32 protein-coding genes are annotated in these 19,741 nt (G+C 65.8%); 2 read left to right on the top strand and 30 right to left on the bottom strand.

Annotated elements, in window-relative coordinates; genetic code table 11:
• Positions 1-30: 30 nt before the first annotated feature.
• Both BM249_RS16715 and trpS read left to right on the top strand, forming a co-directional pair.
• Positions 31-813, top strand: coding sequence for an endonuclease III domain-containing protein (locus BM249_RS16715; protein ID WP_091974150.1), 783 nt, complete (start codon positions 31-33; stop codon positions 811-813).
• Positions 814-937: 124 nt separating this feature from the next.
• Positions 938-2,005, top strand: a complete 1,068-nt coding sequence (gene trpS, locus BM249_RS16710) for a tryptophan--tRNA ligase (protein WP_091974149.1) — start codon at positions 938-940, stop codon at positions 2,003-2,005.
• A gap of 48 nt (positions 2,006-2,053) precedes the next feature.
• Here the strand turns inward: trpS and BM249_RS16705 are convergent, their stop codons facing one another.
• The 30 genes from BM249_RS16705 to tuf form a co-directional block, all read right to left on the bottom strand.
• A complete protein-coding gene (locus tag BM249_RS16705) occupies positions 2,054-2,344 on the bottom strand; it encodes a hypothetical protein (RefSeq protein ID WP_244528830.1) in 291 nt (96 codons plus the stop codon).
• Between the two features lie 128 nt (positions 2,345-2,472).
• Positions 2,473-2,883 carry a 50S ribosomal protein L17 gene (rplQ, locus tag BM249_RS16700; protein WP_091974147.1) on the bottom strand — a complete coding sequence of 137 codons (411 nt, stop codon included), beginning with the start codon at positions 2,881-2,883 and terminating at the stop codon, positions 2,473-2,475.
• Between the two features lie 180 nt (positions 2,884-3,063).
• The gene (locus tag BM249_RS16695; RefSeq protein WP_091974145.1) at positions 3,064-4,083 is read right to left on the bottom strand and encodes a DNA-directed RNA polymerase subunit alpha; all 1,020 of its coding nucleotides are present in this window, start codon (positions 4,081-4,083) and stop codon (positions 3,064-3,066) included.
• 121 nt (positions 4,084-4,204) lie between these two features.
• The gene (locus BM249_RS16690; protein WP_177232439.1) at positions 4,205-5,080 is read right to left on the bottom strand and encodes an MBL fold metallo-hydrolase; all 876 of its coding nucleotides are present in this window, start codon (positions 5,078-5,080) and stop codon (positions 4,205-4,207) included.
• Positions 5,081-5,152: 72 nt separating this feature from the next.
• Entirely contained in the window at positions 5,153-5,542 is a 390-nt protein-coding gene (gene rpsK / locus BM249_RS16685) for a 30S ribosomal protein S11 (RefSeq protein ID WP_091974142.1), read from the bottom strand.
• 168 nt (positions 5,543-5,710) lie between these two features.
• A complete protein-coding gene (rpsM, locus tag BM249_RS16680; protein WP_091974213.1) occupies positions 5,711-6,079 on the bottom strand; it encodes a 30S ribosomal protein S13 in 369 nt (122 codons plus the stop codon).
• 216 nt (positions 6,080-6,295) lie between these two features.
• Positions 6,296-6,898: an adenylate kinase gene (locus tag BM249_RS16675; RefSeq protein ID WP_091974141.1), complete on the bottom strand. Its 603-nt coding sequence runs from the start codon at positions 6,896-6,898 to the stop codon at positions 6,296-6,298.
• 84 nt (positions 6,899-6,982) lie between these two features.
• The gene (gene secY, locus BM249_RS16670; RefSeq protein ID WP_091974140.1) at positions 6,983-8,320 is read right to left on the bottom strand and encodes a preprotein translocase subunit SecY; all 1,338 of its coding nucleotides are present in this window, start codon (positions 8,318-8,320) and stop codon (positions 6,983-6,985) included.
• 122 nt (positions 8,321-8,442) lie between these two features.
• Complete coding sequence (gene rplO, locus BM249_RS16665; RefSeq protein ID WP_091974139.1) at positions 8,443-8,946, bottom strand: 50S ribosomal protein L15; 504 nt, start codon at positions 8,944-8,946, stop codon at positions 8,443-8,445.
• An 11-nt stretch (positions 8,947-8,957) separates the two neighbouring features.
• Positions 8,958-9,149, bottom strand: a complete 192-nt coding sequence (gene rpmD, locus BM249_RS16660) for a 50S ribosomal protein L30 (RefSeq protein ID WP_056091618.1) — start codon at positions 9,147-9,149, stop codon at positions 8,958-8,960.
• A gap of 11 nt (positions 9,150-9,160) precedes the next feature.
• Positions 9,161-9,748, bottom strand: coding sequence for a 30S ribosomal protein S5 (gene rpsE / locus BM249_RS16655; RefSeq protein WP_091974138.1), 588 nt, complete (start codon positions 9,746-9,748; stop codon positions 9,161-9,163).
• Between the two features lie 147 nt (positions 9,749-9,895).
• On the bottom strand, positions 9,896-10,258 hold the full coding sequence (rplR, locus tag BM249_RS16650) for a 50S ribosomal protein L18 (protein WP_091974137.1): 363 nt from the start codon (positions 10,256-10,258) through the stop codon (positions 9,896-9,898).
• A 12-nt stretch (positions 10,259-10,270) separates the two neighbouring features.
• Positions 10,271-10,804 carry a 50S ribosomal protein L6 gene (gene rplF / locus BM249_RS16645; protein ID WP_055949306.1) on the bottom strand — a complete coding sequence of 178 codons (534 nt, stop codon included), beginning with the start codon at positions 10,802-10,804 and terminating at the stop codon, positions 10,271-10,273.
• Positions 10,805-10,828: 24 nt separating this feature from the next.
• Positions 10,829-11,224, bottom strand: a complete 396-nt coding sequence (gene rpsH, locus BM249_RS16640) for a 30S ribosomal protein S8 (protein ID WP_055881679.1) — start codon at positions 11,222-11,224, stop codon at positions 10,829-10,831.
• Positions 11,225-11,236: 12 nt separating this feature from the next.
• The gene (rpsN, locus tag BM249_RS16635) at positions 11,237-11,542 is read right to left on the bottom strand and encodes a 30S ribosomal protein S14 (RefSeq protein ID WP_091974136.1); all 306 of its coding nucleotides are present in this window, start codon (positions 11,540-11,542) and stop codon (positions 11,237-11,239) included.
• 40 nt (positions 11,543-11,582) lie between these two features.
• Positions 11,583-12,149 (bottom strand): 50S ribosomal protein L5, encoded by a 567-nt coding sequence (rplE, locus tag BM249_RS16630; RefSeq protein WP_091974134.1) that lies wholly within the window; start codon positions 12,147-12,149, stop codon positions 11,583-11,585.
• Positions 12,142-12,456 (bottom strand): 50S ribosomal protein L24, encoded by a 315-nt coding sequence (gene rplX / locus BM249_RS16625; RefSeq protein WP_091974132.1) that lies wholly within the window; start codon positions 12,454-12,456, stop codon positions 12,142-12,144. Before rplX ends, rplE begins: the two co-directional genes overlap by 8 nt.
• Positions 12,456-12,824 (bottom strand): 50S ribosomal protein L14, encoded by a 369-nt coding sequence (gene rplN / locus BM249_RS16620; protein ID WP_055949294.1) that lies wholly within the window; start codon positions 12,822-12,824, stop codon positions 12,456-12,458. The genes rplX and rplN overlap by 1 nt, the downstream gene beginning before the upstream one ends.
• A gap of 377 nt (positions 12,825-13,201) precedes the next feature.
• Positions 13,202-13,462, bottom strand: a complete 261-nt coding sequence (gene rpsQ, locus BM249_RS16615) for a 30S ribosomal protein S17 (protein WP_091974130.1) — start codon at positions 13,460-13,462, stop codon at positions 13,202-13,204.
• 10 nt (positions 13,463-13,472) lie between these two features.
• Positions 13,473-13,688 carry a 50S ribosomal protein L29 gene (gene rpmC / locus BM249_RS16610; RefSeq protein ID WP_018044221.1) on the bottom strand — a complete coding sequence of 72 codons (216 nt, stop codon included), beginning with the start codon at positions 13,686-13,688 and terminating at the stop codon, positions 13,473-13,475.
• 12 nt (positions 13,689-13,700) lie between these two features.
• Positions 13,701-14,114, bottom strand: a complete 414-nt coding sequence (rplP, locus tag BM249_RS16605; RefSeq protein ID WP_055949287.1) for a 50S ribosomal protein L16 — start codon at positions 14,112-14,114, stop codon at positions 13,701-13,703.
• Positions 14,115-14,162: 48 nt separating this feature from the next.
• Positions 14,163-14,903, bottom strand: coding sequence for a 30S ribosomal protein S3 (gene rpsC, locus BM249_RS16600; protein WP_091974129.1), 741 nt, complete (start codon positions 14,901-14,903; stop codon positions 14,163-14,165).
• A 10-nt stretch (positions 14,904-14,913) separates the two neighbouring features.
• The gene (rplV, locus tag BM249_RS16595) at positions 14,914-15,300 is read right to left on the bottom strand and encodes a 50S ribosomal protein L22 (protein WP_091974127.1); all 387 of its coding nucleotides are present in this window, start codon (positions 15,298-15,300) and stop codon (positions 14,914-14,916) included.
• Positions 15,301-15,302: 2 nt separating this feature from the next.
• Positions 15,303-15,581, bottom strand: a complete 279-nt coding sequence (gene rpsS / locus BM249_RS16590) for a 30S ribosomal protein S19 (protein WP_091974125.1) — start codon at positions 15,579-15,581, stop codon at positions 15,303-15,305.
• 5 nt (positions 15,582-15,586) lie between these two features.
• Positions 15,587-16,423, bottom strand: coding sequence for a 50S ribosomal protein L2 (rplB, locus tag BM249_RS16585; protein ID WP_091974123.1), 837 nt, complete (start codon positions 16,421-16,423; stop codon positions 15,587-15,589).
• Positions 16,424-16,450: 27 nt separating this feature from the next.
• Complete coding sequence (locus BM249_RS16580; RefSeq protein WP_091974121.1) at positions 16,451-16,747, bottom strand: 50S ribosomal protein L23; 297 nt, start codon at positions 16,745-16,747, stop codon at positions 16,451-16,453.
• Positions 16,744-17,364, bottom strand: a complete 621-nt coding sequence (gene rplD / locus BM249_RS16575) for a 50S ribosomal protein L4 (protein ID WP_091974119.1) — start codon at positions 17,362-17,364, stop codon at positions 16,744-16,746. The genes BM249_RS16580 and rplD overlap by 4 nt, the downstream gene beginning before the upstream one ends.
• A complete protein-coding gene (gene rplC / locus BM249_RS16570; RefSeq protein WP_091974118.1) occupies positions 17,364-18,104 on the bottom strand; it encodes a 50S ribosomal protein L3 in 741 nt (246 codons plus the stop codon). The genes rplD and rplC overlap by 1 nt, the downstream gene beginning before the upstream one ends.
• A gap of 50 nt (positions 18,105-18,154) precedes the next feature.
• Positions 18,155-18,463, bottom strand: a complete 309-nt coding sequence (gene rpsJ / locus BM249_RS16565) for a 30S ribosomal protein S10 (RefSeq protein WP_018044230.1) — start codon at positions 18,461-18,463, stop codon at positions 18,155-18,157.
• An 87-nt stretch (positions 18,464-18,550) separates the two neighbouring features.
• Complete coding sequence (gene tuf, locus BM249_RS16560; RefSeq protein WP_091972263.1) at positions 18,551-19,741, bottom strand: elongation factor Tu; 1,191 nt, start codon at positions 19,739-19,741, stop codon at positions 18,551-18,553.

The following is a 19,741-nucleotide window of genomic DNA, read 5'->3' as shown; positions in this document are numbered from 1 at the left end:
CCGGCGGGAATCCTCGTGGATTCTCGGATCATGACCATCGCATCCGGGCACGACCTCGCCGGCCCTCGCCCCGCCCGCCGCCGTTCATCCGCCTCGTCGGCCCCTTCGGCCGATCCCGACCTGGAGGCGAAGGCGCTCGCGATCCACCAGCGCCTGTGTCCGGTCTATGGCTGCCCGATTCCGTACTTCCACAGCCTCGATCCGTTGAGCGAACTCGTCTCGTCGCTCCTGTCGCACCGGACGCGCAACGCCGATTCGGGCCGGGCATTCAAGGCCCTGCGGGCGCGCTATCCCGACTGGGCGGCACTGCTGGACGCGCCCGTGCCGGAGATCGAGGCCGCCATTGCCGGGGTGACGTGGCCGGAACTGAAAGCCCCACGCATTCAGGCGATTCTCCGCGCCGTGATGGAGCGGCACGGGAGTCTCTCCCTCGACTTCCTCGCCGGCTTGGAGGTGGAGGCGGCCCGGGCCTGGCTGGAGGCGATTCCCGGCGTCGGGCCGAAGACGAGTGCCGCCGTGCTGTCATTCAGCGTCCTGCGGATGCCGGCCCTGCCCGTGGACAGCCATCACCACCGCGTCGCCCAGCGCACGGGCCTGATCGGGCCCAAGGTCGACGTCGGGCCGTCTCACCCGATCCTGCGGGCGCAACTGCCCGCCGATTGGAGCGCCCAGGCCCTCTACGACAACCACGAGATCCTGATGCTGCACGGGCAGGCCGTCTGCCACCACCGCAACCCGGCCTGCGGCGCCTGCGTCCTCCTTGATCTGTGCCCGACGGGACAGGCGCGTCAGGCCGGGACCGCGCCCGCTTGACCGGCCCCGGTGCGCCGTCCAGAACCCGCACGGCGCCGCCTAGGCTCACGACGGGACTCACCACGAGACTCACGGGGAGACTTCGGCCCAACTCCCATCGGCGGGCCAAGAAGGACCACGCGTGATGACCGCGTTCAAGGAACTGGTGTTCTCGGGCGTCCAGCCCACGGGCAACCTGCATCTCGGCAATTATCTCGGCGCCATCAAGCGCTTCGTGGACATGCAGGCCCGCGACGCCCAGTGCCTCTACTGCGTCGTCGACATGCACGCGATCACCCTGTGGCAGGATCCGGCCGCGCTGCGGGGGCAGATCCGCGAGGTCACGGCCGCGTTCCTCGCCGCCGGCATCGATCCGAAGCGCAGCATCGTGTTCAACCAGAGCCAAGTGCCGCAGCACGCCGAACTCGCCTGGGTGTTCAACTGCGTCGCGCGGCTGGGCTGGCTCAACCGCATGACCCAGTTCAAGGACAAGGCCGGCAAGGACCGCGAGAACGCGAGCATCGGGCTCTACGATTATCCCGTGCTCATGGCCGCCGACATCCTGGCCTACCGCGCCACCCACGTGCCCGTGGGCGAGGACCAGAAGCAGCACCTCGAACTGACCCGCGACATCGCCCAGAAGTTCAACAACGATTTTTCGGAGTCGATCGCGGCCCACGGCCACGACGAGGGAGCGGGCTTCTTCCCCATCACCGAGCCGCTCATCGGCGGGCCGGCCGCTCGCGTGATGTCGCTGCGCGACGGCACCAAGAAGATGTCGAAGTCGGACGCCTCCGACAATTCCCGCATCAACCTCACGGACGACGCCGACACCATCGCGGCGAAGGTCCGCAAGGCAAAGACCGATCCGGACGCCCTCCCCTCCGAAGTGGCGGGGCTCGCGGGTCGACCAGAGGCCGACAACCTCGTCGGCATCTTCGCCGCCCTGAAGGACGTGACCCGCGAGGACGTGCTGCGCGATCACGGCGGCGCCCAGTTCTCGGCCTTCAAGGGGGCCCTCGTCGAACTCGCCGTCGAGACCCTGGCGCCGCTTGGCGCCGAGATGAAGCGCCTCGTTTCCGATCCGTCCGAGATCGACGCGATCCTGGCCGACGGCGCCGAGCGCGCCGAGGCCATCGCGGCCCCGACCCTGGATGCCGTGAAGGACATCGTCGGCTTCGTACGCCGGGGGCCGCGCCTGCGCGCCGTGTGACCTCTCTTGAATTCCCGCCTCATCCCAGGGTGAGGCGGGACACGGCCCCTATTCCGGCTCGGATGGCGGCTTGTTGACGGCGACGCACATCTTCACCGCCTCTTCGAGCTTGATGTCGCCGGGATTGCCGATGTTGGCCGTCTCCTCCAGGCATTTGATGAAGTAGTTGCGGTCGAGATCCGGCGACAGGCTGGAGAACGCCTTGCCCATGCGCGTGGCGAAATCGATCTTCTCTTCCGTGGTCGCGCGCGGCCAGCGGGCGACCTTGTCGTCCATGGTCAGCTTGGCGGCCTCCGCATGGCTCACGCTGAAGACCATTGCGAATAAGAAGAGCTTCATAAGTTTATTCATCGCTCAACCCACATCCTCCCATTCTTGTGGGGGAATGGTAGCGGAAGCGCCGTGCCAGAAAAGAAAAAGGCGGCCCGAAAGGCCGCCTTTTTCATGGGATTAAACTTAGAAAGTTCTCAGGCGGCGTCGTCGACCTGCACCGGGCCGGAATCCTTGCCGCGCGCATCGACGTCACGGTCGACGAACTCGATGACCGCGAGGGGAGCGTTGTCGCCGAAGCGGAAGCCGGCCTTCATGATGCGGCAGTAACCGCCCGGACGGGTGTTGTAGCGCGGGCCGATGACGGCGAAGAGCTTGCGCACCATGGCCTCGTCGCGGATCTGCGACATGGCGAGGCGACGGGCATGCAGCGAGTCGGTCTTGCCCAGTGTGATCAGCTTCTCGATGACCGGACGCAGGTCCTTGGCCTTCGGGAGCGTGGTGATGATCTGCTCGTGCTTGATCAGCGCGGCGGACATGTTGGCGAACATCGCCTTGCGGTGCTCGGTGGTGCGGTTGAACCGACGACCGCGGAATCCATGACGCATTGGGCTCTTCCTTTTTTAAATGGCCGCCGTGCCACGGTACGGCCAAGCGCCCCACGACGGGGCTGTTGCTTCCGCATAACCCCGCGGCGGGATTCTTTTGGGACTCGACGTTCCGGTCCGGCCGAGTCGGGGGCGCCGAACTGCGCCGCCAACTCATGCCAGGGGCGGCTCGCCCCCGCCTCAGTAGTGCTCTTCGAAGCGCTTGGCGAGGTCTTCGATGTTCTCCGGCGGCCAGCCGGGGATGTCCATACCGAGGTGGAGGCCCATGGCGGCGAGCACTTCCTTGATCTCGTTCAGTGACTTGCGGCCGAAGTTCGGGGTGCGCAGCATCTCGCCCTCGGACTTCTGGATGAGGTCGCCAATATAGACGATGTTGTCGTTCTTCAGGCAGTTCGCCGAACGCACCGAGAGTTCGAGTTCGTCGACCTTCTTGAGCAGCGCCGGGTTGAAGGGCAGCTGCGGCGCCAGCGGCTGCGCCTCCTCCTTGCGGGGCTCCTCGAAGTTCACGAACACCTGCAGCTGGTCCTGGATGATGCGCGCGGCGTAGGCCAGCGCATCCTCCGGCGTGACCGCGCCGTTGGTCTCGATGGTCATCGTCAGCTTGTCCTTGTCGAGATCCTGGCCCTCGCGGGTGGTCTCGATGCGGTAGCTGACCTTGGTCACGGGGGAGAACAAAGCGTCGACGGGGATCAGCCCGATGGGCGCATCCTCGGGGCGGTTGCGCTCGGCCGGGACGTAGCCCTTGCCGGTGGCGACGGTGAATTCCATCCGGATCTCGGCGCCGTCGTCGAGGGTGCAGATGACGAGGTCGGGGTTGAGAATCTGGACGTCGCCCACGGTGGCGATGTCGCCGGCGGTGACGAGGCCGGGGCCGGTCTTGCGCAGGGTGAGGCGCTTTGGCGCTTCCGTCTGCGAGCGGATCGCGATGGTCTTGATGTTGAGGACGATGTCGGTGACGTCCTCGCGCACGCCGGGGATCGACGAGAATTCATGCAGCACGCCGTCGATCTGTACCGAGGTCACGGCCGCGCCCTGGAGCGAGGACAGCAGCACGCGCCGGAGCGAGTTGCCCAGGGTCGTGCCGAAGCCGCGCTCGAGGGGCTCCGCGACGACGGTGGCGACCCGCTTGGGGTCGTGACCGGTCGAGACCTGGAGCTTGTTCGGCTTGATGAGCTCTTGCCAGTTCTTCTGAATGACCACGATGCTACCTCTCGCGAAGTTCGGCGCGGCCCACGGGGGCGGTCCACGCTCGGGTCCCCACTGCTGCGCCTCAGCGTCGCGGACCCTCAGAAACGATGTCGTTCGCTATGACGCGAACGGTCTAGGAGGCTGCGACCCAAAGTTCGGGGACGAAGCTGTATCCGGCACCGTCCCGGGCGACATAGCCCAGGGCCGGGAATTCGAGATGGGCGCCGGCGATGAAGGTCCGCTCGCTGGCGACCTCGTCGAGGATGCGGCGGCGCACGTGGCGCGCGGCATCGGCATCGACGTCGAACACCAGCCCGGCTTCGGGCTGCTTAAACTGGATCGCCGGCAGATGAACGATGTCGGCCCACATGAGCAGGGACCGGTCACCGGAAACGATCCGGTAACCGGAATGACCCGGGGTATGTCCCGGCAGCGGCACCTGCGTGATGCCCGGTGCCACATCGCCCCCCGAGACCGTGCGGATCCGGCCGCCATACGGCGCCGTCGCCTTCGCGGCGATCTCGAAATAGGGCTTGGCCGCCTCCGGGGCGCGGGACAGAGTGCCATCGCCGAGCCAATGCGCCGCCTCGTCGACATGGACCACGAGTTCGGCATTCGGGAATGCGGCGGCGCCGTCGGCAGTGATCAGGCCACCGGCATGATCTGGATGAAGATGGGTGAGGAGGACGGTTCCGATCTCCTCCGGCCGGACACCCACGGCGGCGAGCGCCGCCGGCAGACGGCCGAGGCTGTCGCCGCCGAACCCGCCCATGCCCGTATCGATGAGGAGGGGCTTGCGGCCCGGACCGGTGACCAAGAAGGCGTTCAGGGTGATGCGCGGATCACGCGCGCGAAAGCCGGCGGCCTGAAGCGCACCGGCCTCTTCCGTCTCGATGCCGACCACGAGATCCAGGGAACCCTGAAGGTACCCGTCATTCATCACCGTGACCGTGAGGTCACCCAAGGTCCACCGCAGCACACCCGGAAGCGGATTCGAACCATTCGTCACGCACGTCTCCGTCGCACACGCCCACATCCGGCCGGGTTGGGTCACAGCCCCCCGGCCGGTCTGACTCAGGTCTTAGACGCGACGACGCTTGCGCGGACGGCAACCGTTGTGCGGGATCGACGTCACGTCGCGGATCGACGTCACGGTGAAGCCGGCGGCCTGGAGGGCGCGCAGGGCGGATTCACGGCCCGAACCGGGACCGGACACTTCGACCTCGAGGGTGCGCATACCGTGCTCGGCGGCCTTGCGGGCAGCGTCCTCGGCGGCGACCTGAGCGGCGTACGGGGTCGACTTCCGCGAACCCTTGAAACCCATGGCGCCGGCCGACGACCACGAGATCGTGTTGCCCTGCGCGTCGGTGATGGTGATCATCGTGTTGTTGAACGACGCGTTCACGTGCGCGACGCCCGAGACGATGTTCTTGCGTTCGCGGCGGCGAATGCGGGTGGTCTCTTTGGCCATCTGTTTTCTCGTCCTTCAAGCGCGCCCGTCATGCCAGGCGCTCGGGATTTCTTCTGGGAGTTGGCGGTACTGCCTAGGATGACGGAACCGCGATACCGGGTCGCCGTGCAGGCACCCCGCTCGACGTTCAGGAGGCCGAGCGAAGCACGGCCTCCTGAACTCAAAGACTTACTTCTTCTTGCCAGCGATGGGCTTGGACTTGCCCTTGCGGGTGCGGGCGTTGGTGTGGGTGCGCTGGCCACGGACCGGCAGGTTGCGGCGGTGACGCAGGCCACGGTAGCAGCCCAGATCCATCAGGCGCTTGATGTTCATCGAGACTTCGCGGCGCAGATCGCCCTCGACGAGGTAGTCGCGATCGATGGTCTCGCGGATCGACAGCACTTCGGCGTCGGTGAGCTGATTCACGCGGCGCTCAGCAGGGATGCCGACCTTCTCGGCGATCTCGCCGGCCTTCTTGGGGCCAATGCCATGGATGTACTGCAACGCGATGACGACGCGCTTGTTGGTCGGGATGTTAACGCCAGCGATACGAGCCAAGGTCTTCTCCATCTGGGCGACGAACCGCATCGGTCCGGCCCGGGTGATCGTGATACGCGTCCGGTGGAGACCGGCCCCTGCGTACCGTCCAAAACGACAAAGCGGCCCGCTGCTGCCTTCATGAAGGCTGCACGGACCCTATCCGCATGAACGAAGACCGGCCCACTAGCGCGGACCGGTCCCCCTGTCAATGCGTTTGCAACGATTCGTGAGCCGTCAGGAGGCCGGCGCCGTGGCATGGCGCTCCAGGGTCGTCATCAACTCGGCGGTCACGACGTCGATGGGCTTCATGCCGTCGAGGGTCTCCAGCATGCCGAGGCTCGCATAATAGGCCGACAGCGGCGCGGTCTGCGCGCGGTAAGCCTCGAGCCGGGTCTTGAACACCTCCGGGGTGTCATCCTTCCGGACGGGTTCGCCACGGGCGGCGGTCTCCGAGGCGCGCTTGGCGATACGGCCGACGAGGGCATCCTCGTCCACGGCGAGTTCCACCACGGTATCGAGCTTCAGGTTCTTGGCCTCCAGCATCCGATCGAGGGCCGAAGCCTGCTCGACGGTCCGGGGGAACCCGTCGAGGATGAAGCCGGCGCGGGCGTCGGATTCCTCGATCCGGTCGGCAACGATGCCGACCACGACTTCGTTGGGTACGAGGCCCCCGCTCTCCATGATCGCCTTGGCCTCGAGTCCGACGGGAGTCCCGGCGGCCACGGCGGCGCGCAGCATGTCACCGGTGGAGAGCTGCGGAATGCCGAACCGCTCGACGATGCGCGCGGATTGCGTCCCCTTACCCGCTCCCGGCGGTCCGAGCAGAATGATCCGCATGGCGTCGTTTCCTCAGGTCCGTTCTTCTTAAGGGCCGGCGGCCCCGCATGGGGCGCCGAGACTCATGGGCCGGTGCGATCGGGCTCAGCGACGGCGGCTGGCGCCGCGCAGTTTGGCCTTCTTGACGAGGCCCTCGTACTGGTGGGCCATCAGGTGCCCGTGGATCTGCGCAACCGTGTCCATCGTCACCGAGACGACGATGAGAAGCGAGGTGCCGCCGAACCCGATGCTCGCCGAAGAGTACGATGCGAGGATTTCCGGCACCAGACAGACGAAGGTCAAATACACCGCGCCGATGAGGGTGATACGGGTCAGCACCTTGTCGATGAAGGCGGCGGTGCGCTCACCGGGCCGGATGCCCGGAATGAAGCCGCCGTGCTTCTTCAGGTTGTCCGCAGTCTCTTCGGGGTTGAACACCACCGCCGTGTAGAAGAACGCGAAGAAGATGATCAGGGCCGCGTAGAGCACCATGTAGAGCGGCCGGCCATGGCCGATATAGGTCGTGATCGTCGCCAGCACGCCGGTGCCACCATTGTTGGCCGAGAAGCTCGCCACGGTGGCGGGCAGGAGCAGCAGCGATGAGGCGAAGATCGGCGGGATGACGCCGGCGGTGTTGAGCTTCAGCGGCAGGAACGAGGTCTGCCCCTCGTACATCTTATTGCCGACCTGACGCTTGGGGTAGTTGATGAGCAGCCGGCGCTGGGCGCGCTCCATGAAGACGATGAAGTAGACCAAGGCGACGGCGGCGACGCCCATCCCCAGGATCACGGCCGAAGACAGGGCGCCCGTACGGCTGAGTTCCAGCGCGCCGACGATGGCCACCGGAAGATGCGCGACGATGCCCGCGAAGATGATGAGCGAGGAGCCGTTGCCGATGCCGCGCGAGGTGATCTGCTCACCGATCCACATGAGGAACAGGGTGCCGCCCGTGAGCGTGATCACCGTGGACAGGATGAAGAACGGTCCCGGCTCGATGGCCGCGCTCGAACTCTGGAGGCCGAAGGCGATGCCCCAGCTCTGCACCAGGGCGAGCACCACCGTGAGGTAGCGCGTGTACTGGTTGATGACCTTGCGGCCAGACTCACCCTCCTTCTTCAGCGCTTCGAGGCTCGGGATAACCGAGGTGAGCAGCTGAATGATGATGGAGGCCGAGATGTACGGCATGATGTTCAGGGCGAAGATCGCCATGCGCTCGACGGCGCCGCCGGAGAACATGTTGAACAGCCCGAGCACGCCGCCGGCCTGCTGCTGAAAGTTCCGGGCGAACTGCTCCGGATCGATGCCGGGGATCGGGATATAGGTGCCGAGCCGAAACACGATCAGCGCACCCAGGGTGAACCAGATGCGCTTCTTGAGCTCGTCGGCCTTGGCGATGGCCCCGAAGTTGAGGTTCGCGGCAAGCTGCTCGGCGGCTGAGGCCATGGCACCGGTTCCTGAGATGGATATGCAAGGGGGCGACCGCCCCCGCTAAAACGGGAACGGCGGCCACGCGCGAGGTCGCACGGGCCGCCGCTCAAGGGTTCGACTTAGAGTCGGACGCGAGGCTACGCAACCACGCGGGCGGGCTTGCCACGGGTCGACACGCCGTCGCCGTACGTAACGGTCACGGTACCGCCGGCCTTCTCCACGGCCTCGACGGCCGATTTGGAGGCGCGGGTCACCTCGAAGGAGACCTTCGCGGTCAGCTCGCCGACGCCGAGGAGCTTGACGCCATCACGGGCCCGGGCGCAAAGGCCGGCGGCGATGAGGGTCTCGATGGTGACAGTGGCACCGGCCTCGAGACGGCCGGCATCGATCGCCTGCTGCACGCGGCCGAGATTCACCTCGTTCAGGTCCGTCGCGTACAGATTGTTGAAGCCGCGCTTGGGCAGGCGACGATGCAGCGGCATCTGACCGCCTTCGAAGCCCTTGATGGAGACGCCGGTGCGGGCCTTTTGACCCTTCACGCCGCGTCCAGCGGTCTTGCCCTTGCCGGAGCCGATGCCCCGGCCGACGCGCATCCGGTTCTTGGTTGCGCCGTCGTTGTCGTGGAGTTCGTTCAGTTTCATGATGCCCTCCCTCAGGCCGCGTCGCCAAGGACGCGCACGAGGTGCTGCACCTTGCGGATCATGCCGCGCACGGAGGGGGTATCCTCCAGCTCGGACACCCGATGCAGCTTGTTGAGCTTGAGGCCGATCAGCGTCGCGCGCTGATCACCCTCACGGCGGATCGGCGAGCCGATCTGCTCGATGCGGACGGTCTTCTGTGCCATCGGACCCTCCCTTACGCCACGGCTGCTTCGGACAGGTCGGACGGATCGGCATCGCGGCGGCGAGCCTGGAGCGCCGACACCTTGAGACCGCGACGGGCCGCGACGGCGCGCGGGCTGTCTTCGTTCTTCAGCGCGTCGAAGGTGGCGCGCACGAGGTTGTACGGGTTCGAGGAGCCGAGCGACTTCGCGACGACGTCCTGCATGCCCAGCGTCTCGAAGACGGCGCGCATGGGGCCGCCGGCGATGATGCCGGTACCCTGGGGGGCGGCGCGCAGGATGACCTTGCCGGCGCCGTGACGTCCGTGGACGTCGTGATGCAGGGTGCGGCCCTCGCGCAGGGCGACCCGGACGAGGCCACGCTTGGCGGCTTCCGTGGCCTTGCGGATGGCTTCCGGCACTTCGCGGGCCTTGCCGTGGCCGAAGCCGACGCGGCCCTTCTGGTCACCGACGACGACGAGGGCCGCGAAGCCGAAGCGACGGCCACCCTTCACCACCTTGGCGACGCGGTTGATGTGGACGAGCTTGTCCACGAACTCGCTGTCGCGCTCCTCGCGCTCCTCGCGGCGGCCGCGGCCCCCGCCTTCACGTTCACGTGCCATGTATCAGTTCCATCTCACTGGCGCGGGTGGCGGACCCGCTCGCTTGACTGTTTCGGATCGGAGGACGGACTGAGCCCGCCCTCCCCCGCCAAATTGGACCCGAGCCCGCGCCGGCCGCGACGGCCGACGCTTCCCGCGGGAGTTGGCTCAGAACTCGAGGCCACCCTCGCGGGCGGCATCGGCGAGCGCCTTGACGCGCCCGTGGTAAAGGTAGCCCGAGCGATCGAAGATCACCTGGGTGACGCCGGCCGCCTTGGCGCGCTCTGCGACGAGCTTGCCGACGGCCTGCGCCGCCGACACGTCGGCGCCCGTCTTCAGGCCGGTACGGAGATCCTTGTCGAGGCTCGAAGCGGCCGCGAGGGTCTTGCCCTGCGCGTCGTCGATGACCTGAACGTAGATCTGCTTGGACGAACGGAACACCGAGAGCCGGGGCCGTCCATTGGCCGCCGCCCGCAGCGCGCGGCGCACACGCGCCTTGCGGCGGACGAGTGCATCGATTTTGCGTGACATGTTGGCAGGCCCTTACTTCTTCTTGCCTTCCTTGCGGAAGATGAACTCGCCCGCGTACTTCACGCCCTTACCCTTGTAGGGCTCGGGACCGCGATAGTCGCGGATCTCGGCGGCCACCTGACCCACCACCTGCCGGTCGATGCCGGAGATGACGATCTCGGTGGGCTTCGGCACCGCGATCGTGATCCCCGCGGGGATCTCGTACTCGATGTCGTGGCTGTAGCCGAGCGAGAGCTTGAGTGCCTTGCCGGCCATCGCGGCGCGGTAACCCACGCCGGTGATCTCGAGCTTCTTCTCGAAGCCCTTGGAGACGCCTTCGACGAGGTTCGCCACCTGAGCGCGGGAAGTGCCCCAGAGCGAGCGGGCCTCCTTCGTCTGGTTCTTGGGCTGCACCGAGACGGCGCCGTCCTCGAACTTCACGTCGACCACATTGGGAACGACGTACTGGAGCTCGCCCTTGGAGCCCTTCATCTTAACCGTCTGACCGGTCACCGTGGCCGTCACACCGGACGGGACGGGAACGGGCTTCTTGCCTACGCGAGACATCGCCTTATTCCTCCAAGTCCAGGATCAGAACACCTTGCAGAGCACTTCGCCGCCGACGTTGCGCTCACGCGCCTCGTGGTCGGCCATGACGCCCTGCGGGGTGGACACGATGGTGACGCCGAGACCGTCGGCAACACGCGGCAACTCGCCGACGGACGAGTAGACACGGCGGCCGGGCTTCGACACGCGCTGGATCGAGCGGATGACGGGCTGGCCGTCGTAGTACTTCAACTCGATGGCGAACTCGGTACGACCGTTGCCGTAATCCGTGGTCGCGTAGTCGCGGATGTAGCCCTCGGACTTGAGAACGTCGAGGACGCTGGCGCGCAGACGCGAGCCAGGGGTCTGGACGACGTTGCGACGGCGCTGCTGACCGTTGCGGATGCGGGTGAGCATATCACCCACGGGATCGTTAACCATGGCGGATGCTCCTTACCAGCTCGACTTGACGAGACCGGGGATCAGACCCTGGTTGCCGAGTTCGCGCAGCGCGATGCGCGAGATGCCCATCTTGCGATAGAAGGCGCGGGGCCGGCCGGTCATGCCGCAGCGGTTGCGGATGCGGGTGGGCGACGAGTTGCGGGGCAGTTCCGCGAGCTTGAGGCGCGCCTCGAAGCGCTCCTCCATCTCGAGGGACTGGTCGTTGGCGGTGGCGAGGAGGGCCTTACGCTTGGGGGCGTAGAGCTTTACCAGCGCCTCGCGGTGCTTGTTCTTCTCAATCGAGCTTTTCTTTGCCATGTCTCTCTCCGGTGTCCGCGTCTGAAGCCCTAGCGGGGCCTCACTGCCGGAACGGGAATCGGAACTGCGTGAGGAGCGCGCGCGCCTCGGCATCGGTGCGGGCCGTCGTCTGGATGACGATGTCCATGCCCCAGGTCGCATCGACCTTGTCGTAGGAGATCTCCGGGAACACGAGGTGCTCCTTGAGGCCCAGGGCGTAGTTGCCGTTGCCGTCGAACGAACGCGGGTTCAGGCCGCGGAAGTCACGCACGCGGGGAAGCGCGATGGTGATCAGGCGATCCATGAACTCGTACATGCGCTGGCGACGCAGGGTCACCTTGCAGCCGATGGGCATGCCCTCGCGGACCTTGAAGGTCGCGATGGCCTTGCGGGCCTTCGTGATGACCGGCTTCTGACCGGCGATGAGGGCCAGATCGCCGGCGGCGACGGAGGCCTTCTTCGAGTCGGCGGTGGACTCGCCGACACCCATGTTGATCACGATCTTGGTGATCGACGGGACCTGCATCGGGTTCGAATAGCCGAACTCTTCGATGAGCTTCTGACGAACGACTTCGTCATAGTGCTTGCGCAGGCGGGGGACGTAGGTGTCCTGGTTCGCATCAGCCATCGATCTGGTCCCCCGTGGTCTTGGCGAAGCGGACCTTGCGGCCGTCTTCGAGGACGCGGAAACCCACGCGCGTCGGCTTGCCATTCGCGTCCTGCAACGCGAGATTCGAAAGATGGATCGCAGCTTCCTTGGAGACGATGCCGCCTTCCTGGTTCTGCGTCTGCTTCTGGTGCTTCTTCACCAGGTTGATACCCCGCACGACGGCGCGATCTTCCTTCGGAAGCACCTGGGTGACCTCGCCGGACCGACCCTTGTCACGACCGGAGAGGACGACAACGGTATCGCCCTTCTTGAGTTTGGCGGCCATTACAGCACCTCCGGCGCGAGCGAGATGATCTTCATGTGGTTGCGGGCGCGGAGTTCGCGCGGCACCGGTCCGAAGATGCGGGTGCCGATCGGCTCTTTCTGGTTGTTGATCAGAACGGCGGCGTTCTTGTCGAAGCGGATCACCGAACCGTCAGGACGCTTCACTTCCTTCGCCGTACGAACGACGACCGCCTTCATGACGTCGCCCTTCTTCACGCGGCCCCGGGGAATCGCTTCCTTGACGGACACCACGATGATGTCGCCGACACCGGCGTATTTACGCTTCGACCCGCCCAGAACCTTGATGCACATCACGCGGCGCGCACCAGAGTTGTCGGCGACGTCCAGATTCGTCTGCATCTGGATCACGGGCAGTGACCTTTCTTTGTTTCAGGCGGGTTTCCGCACACGGACGGTATTGTCCGGCGGACGACGCCTGACGGGGATCTAATGTCCCCGGCTCATATCAAGAACCGCGCAATCGGTGTGGTAAAACACCGGCGCGGTCACCGCGTTCGAAGGGCACTAACACCCTTCTCAACTGTCGCGAAGGCATGCCCATTACACCGGGATGACGCCCTACGCAAGGGGAATCCGCTCGATTGTCATCCGGGCCGGTCGCGCAGCCCATCTCGGATCGAAACGGCATTCCGAGGTACGGCACCGGTACAACACACGCCTTGATACGAAAAAGCGGGCGCAGAATTCTGCGCCCGCTTTTTCCCGTTTCGACCCACGGACCGAACTCACGCCTCGGCGGCGGGAGCCTCCGACCCGGTGCCCGTCACGAGCTGCCAGGTCTTGGTCTTGGAGAACGGACGGCACTCCTCGATCGACACGGTCTGGCCGACCTTGGCGACGTTGGCTTCGTCGTGGGCGTGATAGTTCTTCGAACGACGGACGGTCTTCTTCATCACCGGGTGGGTGAAGCGACGCTCCACCTTCACGACGATGGTCTTCTCGCCCTTGTCGCTGACGACGACGCCCTGCAATACGCGCTTCGGCATGATGGTCTCCTCAAGCCTGCGCGGACTTCAGCGTCTTCTGACGCTGGAGCGTACGGACGCGGGCGATATCGCGGCGGACTTCGCGGACGCGCGCGACGTTCTCGAGCTGGCCGGTGGCGCCCTGGAAGCGCAGGTTGAACTGCTCCTTCTTCAGGTTCAGCAGCTCATCGTTCAGCTGATCGGGCGACAGGGCGGCGAGATCCGACTGTCTTTGCGACGACTTCATGATCCCCTCCCCTTAGTCAGCGATGCGCTGAACGACGCGCGTGCGGATCGGGAGTTTGGCCGCGCCGAGGCGCAGGGCCTCCTTCGCGACGTCCTCGGCCACGCCGTCGACTTCGAACATGATACGACCGGGATGCACGCGGGCAGCCCAGAATTCGGGAGCACCCTTACCGGAGCCCATGCGGACTTCGGTGGGTTTTGCCGTGACCGGAACGTCCGGGAAGATCCGGATCCAGACGCGGCCCTGGCGCTTCATCTCGCGGGTGATCGCGCGGCGGGCCGCCTCGATCTGGCGCGCGGTGATGCGCTCGGGCTCAACGGCCTTCAGGCCGAAGGTCCCGAAGTTGAGGTCGAAGCCGCCCTTGGCCGCACCGTGGATGCGACCCTTGAACTGCTTACGGAACCTGGTCTTCTTGGGTTGCAACATGGCAGCCTCTCAACACCTCTCTAGGGTGACGGGGTCACGAACACGCCCTCAGGCGTGCTCGCGCCGGCCGCGCTCGCGGCCACCCTCACCATCGCGCTCGCGACGGCCGCCCGAACGGCCACCCTCTTCCTGCGCCTTCTTATCCTGGGCCATGGGATCGTGCTCGAGGATCTCGCCCTTGAACACCCAGACCTTGATCCCGCACGTCCCGTAGGTCGTGAAGGCGGTGGCGACACCGTAATCGACGTCGGCACGCAGGGTATGCAGGGGCACGCGGCCCTCGCGGTACCATTCCTGGCGCGCGATCTCGGCACCGCCGAGACGACCGGAGCAGTTGATCCGGATGCCCTCGGCGCCCAGACGCATGGCCGACTGCACGGCGCGCTTCATGGCACGACGGAAGGCGACGCGACGCTCGAGCTGCTGGGCGATCGAGTCGGCCACGAGGGTGGCATCGATCTCGGGTTTGCGGACCTCGACGATGTTGATCGTCACGTCGGCCTTGGTCAGCGAGCCGACGAGCTTGCGCAGCTTCTCGATGTCGGCGCCCTTCTTGCCGATCACCACACCCGGGCGACCCGAGTGGATGGTGACGCGGCACTTCCGGTGCGGACGCTCGATGACGATCTTCGAGACGGCGGCCTGCTTCAGCTGCTTCGTGAGGGCGGCGCGGATCGCGACGTCCTCGTGCATGAGCTTGGCATATTCACCCTTCTGGGCGAACCAGCGGGAGTCCCAGGTCCGGTTGATACCGAGCCGCAGACCGATCGGATTGACTTTCTGGCCCATCAGGTCCTCCTCACGCCGCTTCGGCGGTCGGGACTTCGCGCACCACGATGGTGAGGTTCGCGAAGGGCTTCAGGATACGGGCGCCGCGGCCGCGGGCCCGAGCGTGGAAGCGCTTGAGCACGAGGGCCTTGCCGACGAACGCCTGTGCGACGATGAGGTCATCGACGTCGAGGTTGTGGTTGTTCTCGGCGTTGGCGATGGCGCTCTCGAGGCACTTCTTGACCTCGCGGGCGATCCGCTTGCGGGAGAATTCGAGGTCGGCGAGGGCCGTCTCGACCTTCTTGCCGCGAATGAGCTGCGCGACGAGATTGAGCTTCTGGGGACTGACGCGCAGCATGCGCGCGACGGCCTGAGCCTCGTTCTCGGGGAGCGCGCGGGGAGTGGCGGGCTTGCCCATGATCAGCGCCTCTTCGACTTCTTGTCGGCCGCGTGACCGTGGAAGGTGCGGGTCGGCGAGAACTCGCCGAACTTATGGCCGACCATTTCTTCGGACACGTAGACCGGGATGTGCTTCTGCCCGTTGTGCACACCGAAGGTGAGCCCGACGAACTGCGGCAGGATCGTGGAGCGGCGGCTCCAGATCTTGATGACTTCGTTGCGGCTGGCCCCGCGAGCGGTTTCAGCCTTCTTGAGGAGGTAGCCGTCGATGAACGGCCCCTTCCAGAGCGAGCGTGCCATGATGGTTACTTCTTGCGGTTGTGACGGCTGGACAGGATGAAGACGTCGGTCCGCTTGTTGGAGCGGGTCTTCTTCCCCTTGGTGGGAACGCCCCACGGCGTGACCGGGTTACGACCGCCCGAAGTCCGTCCCTCACCGCCGCCGTGCGGGTGATCGACCGGGTTCATGGCGACACCGCGAACGTGCGGGCGCTTGCCGAGCCAGCGGTTACGCCCCGCCTTGCCGAGCGAGATGTTCATGTGGTCGGGGTTCGACACAGCACCAACGCTGGCGAAGCACTGACCGTGGACCAGGCGCTGCTCGCCCGAGTTCAGGCGCAGGGTGACGTAACCCTGGTCGCGCCCGACGATCTGGGCGTAGTTGCCGGCGGAGCGGGCGATGGCACCACCCTTGCCGATCTTCAGCTCGACGTTGTGAACGATCGTACCCACGGGCATGTTGCCCACGGGACCGGCGTTGCCCGGCTTGATGTCGACCTGCTCGGCAGCGATCACCTTGTCACCCGGCGACAGGCGCTGGGGGGCGAGGATGTAGCTCTGCGTGCCGTCCGGGTAGGCGATCAGCGCGATGAACGCCGTGCGGTTCGGATCGTACTCGATCCGCTCGACGGTGGCGCTCACACCCATCTGCGTCCGCCGTTTGAAATCGACGTTGCGCAGGGTGCGCTTGTGACCGCCGCCCCGGAAACGGACGGTGATACGGCCGAGGTTGTTGCGGCCGCCGGACGACGACTTGCCCTCGGTGAGCTTCTTGACCGGCTTGCCCTTGTAGAGCTCACGGCGGTCGACGAGCACGAGCTGGCGAAGGCTCGGCGTGACCGGTTTGAATGTCTTCAAGGCCATCGGTGGTGATCCTTAACCCGACTTGTCTCAGAGGCCGGTCGTGACATCGATCGTTTCACCCTCGGCGAGGGTCACGATCGCTTTTTTCACGTCCGAACGCTGTCCGCGAAGCCCGCGGAAGATTTTCTTCTTGCCCTTGGTCACGAGGGTGTTCACCGCCGTGACCTTGACGTCGAACAGCTTCTCCACCGCTTCCTTGATCTGCGGCTTCGTCGCCTTCGGGGCAACCCGGAAAACGACCTTGTTCTGCTCGGTGAGGTTCGTCGCCTTCTCCGTGATCACGGGGGAGACGATGATATCGTAGTGGCGCGGATCGGCACTCATTTGAAACGCGCCTCCAGCGCATCGATCGCCGCGCGCGTCAGCACGAGCTTGTCGCGGCGCAGGATGTCGTAGACGTTGATGCCCTGGATCGGAAGCACGTCGATCTGCGGAATGTTCCGGGCGGCGCGACCGAAGTTCACGTCGACCTCGGTCCCGCTGATGATCAGCGCGCTCGACAGGCCCATCTTCTCGAAACGTTCGGCGAGCGCCTTGGTCTTGCCTTCGGCGAGCTTCACGTCGTCGATGACGATGAGGGTCGAATCCTTCACCTTAGCCGACAGGGCGTGCTTGAGGGCCAGGGCCCGGACCTTCTTCGGCAGGTCGTGAGCGTGGGAGCGCACGACCGGACCGAAGGCGCGTCCACCGCCGCGGAACTGCGGAGCGGAGGCGGCGCCGTGACGGGCGTTACCGGTGCCCTTCTGCTTGTACAGCTTCTTGCGGGTCCGGTTGACGTCCGAACGGTTCTTGACCGCGTGGGTGCCGGCCTGACGCTTGGCGAGCTGCCAGCGCACCATGCGCTGGAGCAGGTCGACGCGGGGCTCGAGACCGAAGATGGTCTCGTCCAGATCGACGGAGCCGGCTCCGGCGCCGTCGAGGGTGGTGATATCGAGCTTCATCACGCGTTCTCCTCGGAAGCGGGAGCCTCGGGAGCCGGGGCGTCGGAGACGGGGGCGGAGGCACCCAGCTCGCGGAACTTGCCAGGCTGCGGAACGTCCGCGGGGAGCTTGCGCTTCACCGCGTCGCGGATCTGGATCCAGCCGCCGGCGACGCCGGGAACCGCACCTTCGACCAGGATCAGGCCGCGCTCGACGTCCGTGCGGACGACGCGCAGGTTCTGGGTGGTGACCCGATCGACGCCCATGTGACCGGGCATCTTCTTGTTCTTGAAGGTCTTGCCGGGGTCCTGACGGCCGCCGGTCGAACCGATGGAGCGGTGCGACACGGACACGCCGTGGGTCGCGCGCAGACCACCGAAGTTCCAGCGCTTCATACCGCCGGCGAAGCCCTTACCCGTGGTGGTGCCCGTCACGTCGACGAACTGACCCGGGATGAAGTGATCGGCGGTGATTTCGGCGCCAACCGGGATCAGCTTGTCCTCGGACACGCGGAACTCGGCGAGCTTCTGCTTGGGCTCGACCTTGGCGACGGCGAACCGACCGCGCTCGGCGGCCGACACGTTCTTCACCTTGGCCTTACCGACGCCGACCTGAAGGGCGACGTAGCCGTTCTTCTCGACGGTACGGTGGGCAACCACCTGGCATTGATCGATTTTAAGCACCGTGACCGGAACATGTTCGCCTGCATCCGTAAAGATGCGGGTCATGCCGACCTTCTGTGCGATGACGCCTGAGCGCATAGGTGTCTCCCCTCGCGCGATTTACGGTAAGCTCTAAATCCCCGCGGGACTTAGAGCTTGATCTCCACGTCCACGCCGGCGGCGAGGTCGAGCTTCATGAGCGCGTCCACGGTCTGCGGCGTCGGATCGACGATATCGAGGACGCGCTTGTGGGTGCGCATCTCGAACTGCTCGCGCGACTTCTTGTCGATGTGGGGCGAGCGGTTGACGGTGAACTTCTCGATATGCGTCGGCAGCGGGATCGGGCCACGGATGGTGGCGCCGGTGCGCTTGGCCGTCGAGACGATCTCGCGGGTCGAGGCATCGAGAATCCGATGGTCGAACGCCTTGAGGCGGATGCGAATATTCTGACCGTTCATGACCTGAAACCTTGGCGGGACGAGGATGGGGCGGGCGCGAGGACCCGCCCCTCTGTCGTTCCCTGCAGACGTGACTTGGACGGACGATTACTCGTTGATGGCGGCGACGACGCCGGCGCCGACGGTACGGCCGCCTTCACGGATGGCGAAGCGGAGCTTCTCTTCCATGGCGACGGGGACGATGAGGGTGACGTCCATGGTGACGCTGTCGCCGGGCATCACCATCTCGGTGCCCTCGGGGAGCACGCACACGCCGGTCACGTCCGTGGTGCGGAAGTAGAATTGCGGGCGGTAGTTGGTGAAGAACGGCGTGTGGCGACCGCCCTCCTCCTTGGTGAGGATGTAGGCTTCGGCCTTGAACTTGGTGTGGGGCTTCACCGAGCCGGGCTTGCACACGACCTGACCGCGCTCGACGTCCTCACGCTTGGTGCCGCGCAGGAGCACGCCGACGTTGTCGCCCGCCTGGCCCTGATCGAGGAGCTTGCGGAACATCTCGACGCCCGTGACCGTCGTGGTCTGGGTGTCGCGGATGCCCACGATCTCCACGGTCTCGCCGACCTTGACGATGCCGCGCTCGACGCGACCCGTCACCACCGTGCCGCGGCCCGAGATCGAGAACACGTCCTCGATGGGCATCAGGAACGGCTTGTCGATGGGACGCTCCGGCTGCGGGATGTAGGCGTCCACCGACTCCATGAGCTTCAGCACGGCGTCGTGACCCACGGCCTTGTCGCCGTTGTCGAGCGCCACCTTGGCCGAACCCTTGGTGATCGGGATGTCGTCACCGGGGAAGTCGTACTTCGACAGGAGCTCGCGCACCTCCATCTCGACGAGCTCGAGGAGCTCCTCGTCGTCGACGAGGTCGACCTTGTTGAGGAACACCACCAGGGCCGGCACGCCGACCTGACGGGCGAGCAGGATGTGCTCGCGGGTCTGCGGCATCGGGCCGTCGGCCGCCGACACCACCAGGATCGCGCCGTCCATCTGGGCGGCACCCGTGATCATGTTCTTCACGTAGTCGGCGTGGCCGGGGCAATCCACGTGGGCGTAGTGCCGGTTCGTGGTCTCGTACTCAACGTGCGCCGTCGAGATCGTGATGCCGCGGGCCTTCTCCTCCGGTGCCTTGTCGATCTGGTCGTACGCCGTGAACGTCGCGCCGCCCGTCTCGGCCAGAACCTTCGTGATCGCCGCCGTCAGAGACGTCTTGCCGTGATCGACGTGACCGATCGTGCCGATGTTGCAGTGCGGCTTCGTACGCGAAAATTTCTCTTTGGCCAT

This window comes from Methylobacterium gossipiicola (assembly GCF_900113485.1).
GTDB classification, from domain to species: domain Bacteria; phylum Pseudomonadota; class Alphaproteobacteria; order Rhizobiales; family Beijerinckiaceae; genus Methylobacterium; species Methylobacterium gossipiicola.
The sequence above is the reverse complement of the archived record's forward strand: the minus strand, read 5'-3'. Positions and strand labels throughout refer to the sequence as shown.